We start from the raw sequence: 12928 nt of genomic DNA, 5'->3' as shown, positions 1-12928 counted from the left end.
TAGCTTTCGCTACCCTAATATATAATATTTTTCTTCGCTTAATCGAATTATTTCACGATATCTTTGAATTGAGCATCATCGATATACTTAGCGAATTCAAGATCTGTTTTAGCCAATGCTTTATATTTAGCATCTTTTGCAACAGCATCACGCAAACTAGCATACAACAAAGTTGTTTTAGCAGTACGTGCACCGATAACAGCTTTCAAGTAATCAACTAACGCATCGTCAGACTTGTTGTTGTTCAAAGTACGAAGTGCACCGTTGTTGTCTCCAGCTAACATTTGAGCCAAAGCAGCGTTTACACAAGAACATTTTCCGAAATACTTAACAGCAGCATCGTAATCACCTTTCTTGATTGCAACAACACCAAGGTTGTAATCTACTTCTCCACCAGCTCCGTTAGCAGCACCGAATAGCTCTTCAGCTTTTGCTACATCACCGTTAGAAAGAGCAACAGCACCTAAGTTGTTCATCACGATAGGATTCTTAGGATCTAATTGATCTGCTTTCTTGAAGTTCTTGTTTGCAGCATCAACGTTACCGTTCTTCATCTGGATCATACCCAAGTTGTTGTAACCTCTCCAGTCAGATGAGTAGTTCTTGATGAATGCATTGTAGATAGCCATTTGCTGATTCTTATCTTCAGTCAAAGTAGCAGCATACAATAGCTCTGCTTGGTTCAATTTTGAAGCATCAGAAGTAGCTAAAGCTGAAATCTCTTCATCACTCTTACCAATTACATCTACAGAAGCAGTGATCTTCGCACGACGTAGTTTAGGAAGTACTTTGTCTGCCAATACAGTGAATGCTTCAGAAATATTCTTGATCTCACGATCACGTACTTCAGGATCATTATACATAGCAAGAACACGCAAGATAAGTTGCTTGTCTGGAATGTCAGAAGCTTCAACAAGCTCTTTGAAACCTTCCCAATCTTCTGGAGTAAAACGACCAGTTACATCTGCGTCAATTTTATTACGCTTCAACTGACGATTAACATACTTAGAAGCAGAGTTCTCACGATTCTTAGCAAGTTTCTCATTAAGATTCAATGCTCCATCTGGAGAAGCATAAGCAGAAATCTCGATGTCTTTCAACTCTTTCTTCTCATCACCATAAGCAGCTTTGATATACTTTGTCAACTCAGCTACATCTTCTTTCTTAAGCTCTTGTCCACGAACATAAGCACTGTTAATTAGATACATCAAGTCAGCTCTATACGATTCAGGAACAACTCTTTGGAATTGATCAATTGCTGGATCATAAACACCTGTTGTGTTTTTTGATTTTTGAATACCAACGATTGAAGCAGGTGTATTTTCTACAAGAGTAGAAGTTGCAATAGTACCTTCACCAACCTTGATAGGATCAAAAGTCACAGATTTAGCTCCTTTAGAAGCAACAATACGTACTTCTAAATCACCTTTTCTCATTCCTTCTACGAAAGGTACAGTTCCTTTATAAGAAAAACTTCCACCTTTTGCATAAGGAATCACTTTAGCATTACCGTCTACTTTTTCTCCTTGAAGAGAGTAAGGCTTGAAAGCTTGCTCACCACCTTCATAAACAAATACTGGAGTAGCTGTTACTGAAGCACCCTTTACGAAATAACTTTCAGGGATGCGTCCTTGAATCGCAACATCTACATTACCACCGTGAGACTCAAGAATCTCAGGAGTTACGTCATAAGTAATCTTATCCGCATTCTTTTTCATCTTTTTAATGCTAGCACATCCAGACAGCAACACGGCTGCAAGGATAACACCACCCAAAGATCTAAAGTTGAATTGTTTCATGATATACATCTATTAGTTTTCTAAAAACCACTTATTCTACATTATACACAAAAGTAAAACGATTTGTTAATTTTGAAAAAGTTTTTAAGCTATTTTTTCTTATCAATTAAGGTATTAACCTAGTTAAACCTTTTGGGTAGCTCTGACCGAAAATTATACGCTCAATTTTATCAAAATCAGCCTTATTTTTCACAAAATCTAACTCATCTGTTGTAATAGCAACAACAGGGAAGTCTCTTTGTTGAGAAAAAAAGTTAAAATAACCATCTGTGATCTGTTTCAAATAGTCTGGAGTTATCTCTGTCTCATAGCTTCTTCCACGATTTGAGATGTTCTCCATCAATCGTTCCGTACTTAAATGAAGATATACATAAAGCGAAGGCTTAGGTATATTTTGATATATGATGTCAAAGAATTTACGATATAAATTATATTCATCCTCTTGAAGTGTCGATTTAGAAAATATTAGAGACTTCATAAAGTAATAATCCGAAACAGTAAAAGTTTTAAACAGATCTAATTCAGCTTGCTGCTTCAACTGATTATATCGCTCTGCCATAAAAGACATCTCTAATGGAAATGAAAATTTATCAGGATCCTTGTAGAATCTTGGCAAAAACGGGTTATCAGAGAACTGTTCTAATATTAATTTCGCATTATACTTCTGACTAAGCATGGTAGACAAGGTGGTCTTACCTGCTCCAATATTACCCTCAATAACTAGGAAATTTATATCCATATCTTACTTATACAAACTATTTATCAACGGTTGGATTATCTTTCTCATGACGACGATCTTTCAGATCCCCTGCTACATATCCCAGAACAAAAGCGATCACTCCGATAGAGACCACTAAAAAAAGCATCTTCTCAACCCCCATCAAAAACAGAACCAAAGAAGCCACCACGATAGAGCCAATCATCGACCACATCGCAAACTTACTAGCATAGTGATGTGCAGATCTAACACCATGTTCCGTTTTTAGGTGATCGGAAACAGAGTTCAAATAACGGTCCACCTCTTTACGTTCGTGCCCAGGCTGAGCAATTGCAGCCTTTATCATTGGAAATATTTCTTTTGTTCCAGACAACTTTCTATTACAAATGTCACACTTATCAGCATGAGAAGACATCTCTTCAATTTGAGTTTTTAAAACCTCATTAGGAAAGAAGCGAAGATCTTTCTCAGATACACCTTCAATTGAACGATTTAGATCATCAATTATCTCTTGGGGGTTATGCATGAAAGTATTTTTTCAATTCAAAATTAAAGTACAAAAAAAATCCCTTCTAACCATAGAAAGGACTTTTTAAATTATCTCGATTCATCCTATGACTTACAAAAAAAGCACTGAGCTACAGACAAAACCACATACAATAACATGGCGAAAGTAATTCCCAACACACCAAAGCAGGAGATTAGGGTAATCACCACAGCTAAAAAGAAAAATCGTATTTTATTCTCTTTAAAAGATAGATTCTTAAACTTAAATGAAAACATTGGAACCTCAGACACCAACAAGAATGATGTCGCAAAGGCTAGAATCGCCAAAAGAGTTGGATTAAACATAAACGCATACCAATGTCCTTCCACTCCATCCACACAAAGCAGAGCCAAAGAAGCCCAAAAGATTGCATTTGCTGGAGTTGGCATACCGATAAAAGATGTCGACTGTCTTGTATCAACATTAAATTTAGCCAATCTAAGACCTGAGAAAACGGGAATAACCAAAGCACACAAGTAATACCCAACGTATGAAGAGTTCACAACCTCCATCGGTGACATCACCTTACCTTCAAGAGTTATCTGCAAAACACCAAAAAGGAGCGCACCAGGAGCAAAACCAAAAGTGATCATATCGGCTAAAGAGTCCAACTCTTTACCAATATCTGAATATGCTTTTAAAGCTCTTGCCACCAATCCGTCACAGAAATCAAATATAGCTCCACAAAAAATTGCAATCACAGCAAGTTTAAGTTCACCATACAAAGCAAAGTAAACAGCGAGAACCCCTGAAATTATATTCAAGCTGGTAATACTATTCGGTATATGTTTTTTGATCATTTTCTAAATATTTTATTTCGAAGCACTCAATGAATTAACAATCTTCACATCGTAAACCCAGAGCGACTCTTTTATTCTTTCATACTACGATATCAATCTAATATAAAAATAGACCATAGGTGCAGCCAAAATCACACTATCGAAACGGTCTAACAAACCTCCATGTCCTGGAAAGAATGATCCGCTATCTTTGACATCAATACTACGTTTAAACATCGATTCCACTAAGTCACCCAATGTTCCTGCCACCACTGTAATGAGTGCTACAACCAACATGTCCACCATTTTATATTGTGGAAAAAGATAACTTAATACGACAGCTGCGATCATTGTCATCACACCGCCACCAATACTTCCCTCCCATGTCTTCTTAGGAGAGATACGTTCAAACAACTTATGCTTTCCAAACTGAGAACCGAAAAGGTAAGCACCTGAGTCATTGGTCCAGATAAAGATAAATATCCCCATTAAGAGATATGGTGAATAAGCAGCGTATGCCTCTCCTTCAGGAGGAAATACAAAGAAATTAAACAGGGCCAAAGGAGTAGTTACATAAACCAATCCCAAAAGCGTAAAAGCCAAGTTTAAGAAAGGCACTTTACTATCACGATAGAGTTCATATACAAAAAGACCCACGATCAATGGAATGATACCCAGCGTCACTTTTGATGGCACCATTCCTGATGCAACAAGAAAAAATGAGATAAAGATATAGATACTTGTAGCGATACCTATCTTTCTATTGGGGCGCGCTTTGGCTTTATAGGCAAGATGATAAAATTCATTGGTTGCCAGATAAGAGATCAAGATAAAAAGCACAAAAAAAGTCCATTTACCAATAGCGATTGATCCAACTAACGTACAGACAAAAAGAATGCCCGTCAGTGTTCTTTGTTGTAAATTATTCAATGGGTCTAGTATATATTATATTGTTCAACAATAGCCTTAGCATCATCAACATCTTGAGGTCTCACATATAACAATGCATAACCTAAAGACAACATTGACTCTTCGCCATAATCCAATAGCATCGAGACAATTTTTTGGTCTTGAAGACAGTAAGTAATCTCATCTAAAATATACTTATCATTAGATATCGAGACAAGCTTCCAGCCTTCGTCATACCTATCGTATTCTTTACGAACCGTTTGTAAATCTAGCATGTCAATGATATCTATTCAAAAAGACTTTAGTTTATAATACTTTAACACTCTTTCAAGATTCAGCATCCGCAAATGTAAGAAAAAAACTTAATGTGTCGTTTATTCATAAAATAATATAGCGATTTTTATTATTGTTAATGTTCAGTATACAGACTAGCCTCAAAATGGCATCAAACCACCTCTCTCAATAGTTAAAACAACCGATTCAACAAAACGTTTAAATAAAAAATGAGGCATCCCAAATATGGAACACCTCACTCACTTTAATATATCATTTGAATATCACTTCGACACGAAATTATGCCTCCGCTTCATTCTTATCTTCTGATGTTTTCTCCTCACTCGAAACTTCCTCTTCCGATGTTTCCATCTTCTGTTCAGCAGCCTCTGCTAAAGCAGCTTCACTTTTAACATAAGCCTCCTCAAGTTCGTCTGTCTTGCTTTTCCAAGGACGTGCACCAAAGATAGTCTGTACATCATCCGTAAAGATTACCTCACGCTCAAGAAGAATATTTGCCAACTTCTCAAAGGCCTCTTTATTAGTCAACAGAATCTGTTTTGCTCTCTCATAAGAAGCCTCAATTAGCTCTCTTACCTCATGATCAATCATCACAGCTGTCTCTTCACTATAAGGCTTAGAAAAACCATAACCTTGATTTCCTGATGAGTCATGGAAACTAACATTTCCGACCTTACCACTCATACCATAAATAGAGATCATCGAATAAGCCAACTTGGTTACTTTCTCCAAATCATTTTGTGCTCCTGTAGAGATACGACCAAAAACAATCTCTTCCGCCGCACGACCACCTAAGGTAGCACACATCTCATCCAACAACTGCTCTTTGGTTGTAATCTGACGCTCTTCAGGCAGATACCATGCTGCACCTAAAGCGTAACCACGTGGAACAATAGTCACTTTAACCAATGGATGCGCATGTTCAAGCAACCAGCTCACCGACGCATGACCTGCCTCATGGAAAGCAATTGTCTTCTTCTCCATTGGAGTTAATATCTTATTCTTCTTCTCCAATCCACCCACAATACGGTCTACTGCATCCAAGAAATCTTGACGATCAATCACATCCTTCTTCTTACGAGCAGCATACAATGCAGCCTCATTACAAACATTTGCAATATCTGCACCAGAGAAACCAGGAGTCTGTTTGGCCAAGAAATCAGAATCGAAATCCTCACTAACTTTCAAAGGACGTAAATGCACTTTAAAAATTGCTTTTCTCTCATTCAAATCAGGCAGATCTACATGTATCTGGCGATCAAAACGACCTGCTCTCATCAATGCCCTATCTAAGATATCCGCACGGTTCGTAGCAGCTAGGATTATCACCCCTGAATTGGTTCCAAAACCATCCATCTCAGTCAACAGCTGATTCAGAGTATTCTCTCTTTCGTCATTCGATGAAAAACCACCATTCTTACTTCTTGCACGACCAATAGCATCGATCTCATCAATAAAGATAATACAAGGAGCTTTCTCTTTTGCTTGCTTAAACAGGTCACGAACTCTCGAAGCTCCAACCCCAACAAACATCTCCACAAAGTCAGAACCTGACATCGAGAAGAAAGGGACACCAGCTTCTCCAGCAACGGCTTTAGCCAACAACGTCTTTCCTGTTCCGGGAGGTCCTACAAGTAGTGCTCCACGAGGTATTTTACCTCCAAGCTTAGTATATTTATCTGGACTCTTCAAGAAGTCCACAATCTCTTCAATCTCCTCTTTAGCTTCCGAAAGTCCTGCCACATCTTTAAAGGTAGTATCTACTTTCTCGCCTTTCTCGAAAACCTTTGCCTGTGATTTACCCACATTGAAAATTCCTCCAGAACCACCAGCGCCACCACCTTTACCCATACGACGGAAAAGGTAGAACCATATAAATATGATAATCAATATTGGAGCCAAGCTAAACAACACACTCATCGAATCGGTACGTTCTTGGTAAGAGATCCCAATACGATCATCTTCGGGTACATTACCCTGTGCTTTTTCCAACTGTCTTGTAAAAACAGCCACATCTCCAATATTCACATAAAACTGAGGTCCTTCAATAGTAGGTTTAGAGAAGGCTCCTTTAAATTCGCCCTCATACTTCTTAAAGCTATCGGCTTTAAGAAAAAACTCAGCCTTAGATCGATTCACTACATCAACCTTCTGAATATCCTGATTTGACACCATTGGACGTAGTTCAGTCCAACTTTTTTCTATTGCACTACCACCTCCAGCAAAAAACTGAAACCCTAAAAACAATAGGGTGATAATACCAAAGAATAGAAAAGGATTAAATTTTTGGGGAAGCCCACCCTTACCATTATTGCTGGGCTTTCCTTGTTTAGGCTTATTCCAGCCCTTCTTATTATTATCTTTAGCCATATTTGCTTTTAATTTTCGCTTTCTATTAGGGTTAACTCTCCATCTGACCATAAATCTTCGATGTTGTAGAAAGAGCGATACTCTTCTAAGAACACATGAACGATCACATCGAAATAATCCACTACAACCCATTGGGCATTACGCAAACCTTCTACCGTTCTTGGATCTATATGCAATTTACTCACCACCTCTTCGGCAATACCATTACAAATTGCATCTACATTTACCGTGGAGCTACCATGACAAAATATCATATAATCCGTACTTGCACCATCTACTTCACGGAGGTCTATCACCTTAACATCTTTTCCTCTCTTTTGTTGTATTCCCTCAACAATAGAATCAATCAATTTTTGAGTTTCATTCATATAGTCTACTCTATCTTTTTTCAGATGGTCATTAGTTACAAAGATATATTTTAATCCGTAATTATTATATTTAAGACCAAAGGATATTATTTTTGCCCAATATTTTCAACACATAAAGAAAAACTTTCAATGAATACTAACATTGGTGACATAATAGTTCAATTAAATCACATAGATTCTACCAATAACTATGCCAACCGTCTATTACAGACAAAAAGTCAGGTGCATGGCACCACCATATTCGCCAACCTCCAAACGGCAGGCAAAGGACAGAAAGGAAACTACTGGGAAAGTACAGCCAATCAAAACCTCACCTTTTCCATTATTCTCGAACCTCGAAACATAGAAATCACCGAGCAGTTTCGTATATCACAGGCCATCTCTCTTGGACTCTGTTCATATCTTCAACAAAAAACGGCACAAAAAGTTACAATTAAATGGCCTAATGACATCTATGTCGATAACAACAAAATATGTGGGATACTTATTGAAACAAAATGGATGGGTAGCAAAGTGTCAGTAGCCGTTGCTGGGATAGGGCTAAACATAAATCAACAACACTTTAGCTCGGATGCACCAAACCCTATCTCCTTATCACAGATTACAGGCCAAACCTACGATCTAGAGACAGAACGAAAAGAGCTATTACAGCACATACAAACACAGTGGGACATCATGGAGCGCGACCCTAATATGATCGACAACCATTACCATCAACAGCTATATCTTCACCATATCACAGCGACATACGAAGACAAATACGGGATATTTAAAGGAACGATAATTGGAGTGAATTCGATAGGGCAACTAGAAGTAGAAAAAGAAGATAAAACCCTACACACCTACAATTTCAAGGAGATACGTTTGATACACCCTGCCAAATAACAAGGTGTATCAAAATTCAGATATCCACTATAGATTTCCGAATGGAATTTGTTGCAAGCCATTAGCCAACTGGTTAATGCCGCTCTTCAACTTCTTCCCCACCATCATTTTCATCATCATATTCATATCAGCATGAACTGTCAAACGAACCTTAGAAGTAGTAGAAGTCACAGGAAGAACCTGAATCCAAAAAGTAAATTTAAATGGAACAGTCCCATTACCAGTCATCTTAATCTCTTTCGATGGCTCACGGTTGACAATCTGTAAACCAGTACGCCCCATCGATCCTACCTTAAAAGAACAAGTGTCGTCAGTAGCTTCAAAATCTTCTATTTTAAAGTCAGGAGCATCTTTCACCTGGCTCTTCACCTTCTCTATATTCTCTGGTGAGAAAAGCGCTTCAAAAGTCTTAAACGTACTTAGTTTCTCATAAACCACATGCTGATCCCAATCCAAGGTCACCACATCACTAATATATTTTTCTAATCCCATAATTTCATTTTTTTGGCAAAAATAAACCTTCTTTTGAAACCATCACTAATAAAAACACCATAAAAAAGGCTATTCCCTTTTCGAAATAGCCTCTCTAATATGGTGTTGGATCAACTAGCGTCCCCAGTTAGCTGGATCAATTCTCCAACTATCCAAATCTTGCTTTTGATCTTCTGTAATGTCGCCATTACTTAGTGCAAGCTCCAAAAGATTTTGGTACTTACTCAAAGTGGTCAATTCAATATTAGCCTCTTCAAAATTCTCTTTCGCAATCGTAAAGTTATAAGTAAAGATAGCCAACATACCTAGCACATCTCCACCAAAATTACGAATCGCTTCAGCAGCTTTAAGCGAACTAACACCTGTAGATACCAAATCCTCGATGATAACCACCTTTTGATCAGGAGTCAAATCTCCTTCAATCAAATTCTCTAAACCGTGATCTTTTGGCTTCGATCTAACGTATACAAACGGAAGGCCAAGCTCTTCTGCTACCAACACACCATGTGCGATAGCTCCTGTAGCCACCCCTGCGATCACCTCTGCTTGAGGATATTTCTCTCGAATCAATTCTGCAAATCTCTTTGCAATAAAAGTACGAACAGCAGGATAAGAAAGCACCTTTCTATTGTCACAATAAATTGGAGACTTCCATCCAGATGCCCAAGTAAAAGGACTCTCAGGTGAAATCTTGATTGTATTAATCTCCACTAACTTTTTTGTTACTTCCAATTGTAAGTCTTCCATATCAATATGCTTTTTCTTGTATATTTGAATACTTCGGCAAAGGTAAGAAAGTTTTAATATTATTCAATAATATTCTACTTAACAACATCCTTAAGAAATCGTTAAATCATTAATAAAAAAACACCTACGGCTAAAAAGTCTCGGTAAACCTCGGCTCCTAGCTCTCATTCTAAACCGATACTCTCTTTTCAACAATTTGAGTATTCGCATAGTTCAAAATATCACAGATAAGCTCCTTTGCCTATAATAAATAAAAAGATGAGACGTTTTAAACTAACAACAAGATATACGTAAATAGTAATTTCGAAACATAATGGGCTTTACAAAGAACCTTTTCTTCAAACAAGCAGGCCGTGCCATCATGGCTTTTTCTCTTCTCTTCACCTTTAGCAACTGCCAATTGAGCAGTCTTATAAAAAAAGCAAACCGCAGCAAAGAGAATGGAGAATACCATAAAGCGGCAAAGCTATTTACAAAAGCAGCATCCAAATCGCAAAGCAAAGAGCAGAGAGGTCGCTTCTTCTACGAGACAGCACAAAACTACCATCGCATAGGAGACTATCGTAAAGCTTCGGCATTCTACAAAAGGGCTTTGACCTATAAATATAACGACTCCACACTACTACTCACCTATGGTGACATGCTTTGTGGCAGTGGAAAATATGAGAAAGCGATAGAAACATACGAAACATTCCTACAGGCCAACCCTAAATCAAAAGTGGCTAAAGAGAAGATACGTATGGCAAAACTTGCGCCTGAATGGATTCAATCCAAGTCGAGAGTAGAGATCAAAAAGATGAAAGAGATCAACTCTAAAGGATCTGATATTGCCGCGATATACCCCACATCACGCAGCAACTATCTTGTCTTCTCATCCAACAATCCAGAGATCGTAAGCAAAAAGAAAAGTAGCATTACAGGAGAGCAATTCTACGACCTCTGTTATGCAAATTTTAATATACAGAGACAGCGTTGGGAGAAACCAGTTACGCTCGACCCAAATATGATTATCAACGGACCAGAAGACGAAGCCGTCACCTCTTTCACCTCTCAAGGTTCCGTAATCTACTATACAAAATGCCAGTACAACAAAGCAGGGAAAGCCAGCGCGGTAGTATATAAGAGTAGAGTAGATGGTGATCAATGGGCCAAACCAGAGCCAGTAATGATACCCAACGACTCCATCATGGTAGCCCACCCATCCATCACTTTAGATGGCAAAGAGCTATACTTCGTATCCGACCGACCAGGAGGTTATGGAGGAAACGACATATGGGTAGCTAAAAACAGTAATGGCAAGTGGGGACGTGCCACCAACCTAGGGCCACAAATCAATACCCCAGGAAACGAGACCTACCCATTCATTAGAGACAATGGAGAGCTATACTTCTCTTCCGACACCCACATCGGCATAGGAGGACTAGATATATTCAAAGCCATACAAAATGAAGATGGTGTATGGGAAGTCGAAAACGCAAGATCACCCATCAACTCTTCAGAAGACGACTTCGCCATCACCTTTCTTGCTGGTAAAGAACAAGGACTATTCACATCCAATAGAAAAGGTACACGATCAGACGACATCTTCTCTTTCATCATTCCTGCCATGGAGTTCACCATCGAAGGACACATTAGCAACAAAAAGACGCAAGAGCCGATCAGCAATGCCACAGTTCGAATTATTGGAACACAGGGAACCATGTTGAAACTAAAATCAAGAAACGGAAAATACAGTTTCAATATCAAAAAAGACGAAGAGTACCTCGTTGCAGCCTACAAGAAAGGGTTTCTTAATGCCAAATACCTTTTCAACACACTAGAAGCAAAAGAGAGCATACATCTAAATACCAACCTTGCCCTCACCCCCACCGATGCTCCGATCTCGGTAGACAACATCTACTTCGACTTAGCCAAATGGGATCTTCTACCTCAATCGAAAACATCCCTCGACCAGCTATATCAAATTCTTATAGACAACCCAACCATCGCCATTGAGATCATGGCGCATACCGATGCACGAGGAGACCAACAATCCAACTTTACCCTATCACAAAAACGTGCACAAAGCGTTGTCTCTTACCTTAAAGCCAAAGGCATCCAAAGTGTTCGCCTAACAGCCAAAGGATATGGAAAGACTTCTCCTAAAGTAGTTGATACAGCATTAGCAGAGAAATATGACTTCCTTAAAGAAGGAGAAGTGCTTACCATGGAGAATATTCTTAAGATGGATAACGAGCAGCAAGAGATCTGTCACCAAATCAACCGTCGTACTGAATTCCGTGTCATCTCGACCAACTACCTAAAAAAATAGCACCCACTCTATCAGAGAGTTCGGGAAAAACATAACATCTTACACCTAATAAATCAGCCGATAACAAGTTTGTTATCGGCTGATTTACTTAATTGTAATAAAAAAGACTTATCAATGCAACAACATCGTTGCCAAATAAGCCCCACTACAAAACAGGTAAACTAGTGCAATAATAAAATACAAAACACTAACCCGCACAATATAACGAGGATAACGTTTATAATATAAAAGTCTATACCCATTAAACTGCAAACGCTGCGCTCCAGCTCGTCATCATGTATCAGAAGAGTAACAACTTACTATTCAACTCAGATCTTAGTCGATACGTAAGAATAGAATAAGGATGACACAAACTAAACTGATTAATACGGATCTTCTTGTTATACCCACATCAAATCCTCCACATTCCCTGAAAGGGAAACCGAACATAGCCCAATGGTGAAATGTAATATGAAGTGCTTTAGCTCTGAATATGAAATGAAGCCTTGGGTAACTCCACCCACCACCAACCAAGGGCTGAAAGTCCGACCTATTTCATTTTATCCATAAAAAAGTTGCATCTCCAAAGCTGCAAACACTGGGAACGCTGAGCTCCGCTCGGCATCGTACCACAAGAGAGCCACAACTTACTATTCAACTCAGATCTTAGTCGATACGTAAGAATAGAATAAGGATGACACAAACTAAACTGATTAATACGGATCTTCTT

The 12928-nt window shown here is 38.5% G+C and carries 12 protein-coding genes; 2 read left to right on the top strand and 10 right to left on the bottom strand.

Annotation, left to right across the window (positions count from 1 at the left end; translation table 11 throughout):
• Positions 1–47: 47 nt before the first annotated feature.
• The 8 genes from K5X82_14775 to rsfS all read right to left on the bottom strand — a co-directional run bounded on the left by K5X82_14775 (position 48) and on the right by rsfS (position 7784).
• Positions 48–1799 (bottom strand): tetratricopeptide repeat protein, encoded by a 1752-nt coding sequence (locus K5X82_14775; GenBank protein QZT36508.1) that lies wholly within the window; start codon positions 1797–1799, stop codon positions 48–50.
• 106 nt (positions 1800–1905) lie between these two features.
• On the bottom strand, positions 1906–2538 hold the full coding sequence (locus K5X82_14770) for a deoxynucleoside kinase (GenBank protein ID QZT36507.1): 633 nt from the start codon (positions 2536–2538) through the stop codon (positions 1906–1908).
• A 16-nt stretch (positions 2539–2554) separates the two neighbouring features.
• Complete coding sequence (locus tag K5X82_14765; protein QZT36506.1) at positions 2555–3043, bottom strand: hypothetical protein; 489 nt, start codon at positions 3041–3043, stop codon at positions 2555–2557.
• An 86-nt stretch (positions 3044–3129) separates the two neighbouring features.
• The gene (gene pssA / locus K5X82_14760; GenBank protein ID QZT36505.1) at positions 3130–3864 is read right to left on the bottom strand and encodes a CDP-diacylglycerol--serine O-phosphatidyltransferase; all 735 of its coding nucleotides are present in this window, start codon (positions 3862–3864) and stop codon (positions 3130–3132) included.
• 84 nt (positions 3865–3948) lie between these two features.
• On the bottom strand, positions 3949–4773 hold the full coding sequence (locus K5X82_14755) for a phosphatidate cytidylyltransferase (GenBank protein QZT36504.1): 825 nt from the start codon (positions 4771–4773) through the stop codon (positions 3949–3951).
• A gap of 5 nt (positions 4774–4778) precedes the next feature.
• Positions 4779–5027 carry a hypothetical protein gene (locus K5X82_14750; GenBank protein ID QZT36503.1) on the bottom strand — a complete coding sequence of 83 codons (249 nt, stop codon included), beginning with the start codon at positions 5025–5027 and terminating at the stop codon, positions 4779–4781.
• Between the two features lie 298 nt (positions 5028–5325).
• Positions 5326–7467, bottom strand: a complete 2142-nt coding sequence (gene ftsH, locus K5X82_14745) for an ATP-dependent zinc metalloprotease FtsH (protein QZT36502.1) — start codon at positions 7465–7467, stop codon at positions 5326–5328.
• A complete protein-coding gene (gene rsfS, locus K5X82_14740; protein ID QZT36501.1) occupies positions 7425–7784 on the bottom strand; it encodes a ribosome silencing factor in 360 nt (119 codons plus the stop codon). The genes ftsH and rsfS overlap by 43 nt, the downstream gene beginning before the upstream one ends.
• A gap of 129 nt (positions 7785–7913) precedes the next feature.
• On the opposite strand from rsfS, the gene K5X82_14735 reads away from it, so the two are divergent.
• Positions 7914–8669 carry a biotin--[acetyl-CoA-carboxylase] ligase gene (locus tag K5X82_14735; GenBank protein QZT36500.1) on the top strand — a complete coding sequence of 252 codons (756 nt, stop codon included), beginning with the start codon at positions 7914–7916 and terminating at the stop codon, positions 8667–8669.
• 27 nt (positions 8670–8696) lie between these two features.
• Here K5X82_14735 and K5X82_14730 read toward each other — a convergent pair whose 3' ends face one another.
• Positions 8697–9161 carry a hypothetical protein gene (locus K5X82_14730; GenBank protein ID QZT36499.1) on the bottom strand — a complete coding sequence of 155 codons (465 nt, stop codon included), beginning with the start codon at positions 9159–9161 and terminating at the stop codon, positions 8697–8699.
• Positions 9162–9275: 114 nt separating this feature from the next.
• Positions 9276–9908, bottom strand: coding sequence for an orotate phosphoribosyltransferase (pyrE, locus tag K5X82_14725; GenBank protein QZT36498.1), 633 nt, complete (start codon positions 9906–9908; stop codon positions 9276–9278).
• Between the two features lie 313 nt (positions 9909–10221).
• On the opposite strand from pyrE, the gene K5X82_14720 reads away from it, so the two are divergent.
• Positions 10222–12219 (top strand): OmpA family protein, encoded by a 1998-nt coding sequence (locus K5X82_14720; protein QZT36497.1) that lies wholly within the window; start codon positions 10222–10224, stop codon positions 12217–12219.
• The last annotated feature ends 709 nt before the right edge of the window (positions 12220–12928 follow it).

The organism is Prolixibacteraceae bacterium (assembly GCA_019856515.1).
GTDB lineage: Bacteria > Bacteroidota > Bacteroidia > Bacteroidales > Prolixibacteraceae > Halosquirtibacter > Halosquirtibacter xylanolyticus.
The sequence above is the reverse complement of the archived record's forward strand: the minus strand, read 5'-3'. Positions and strand labels throughout refer to the sequence as shown.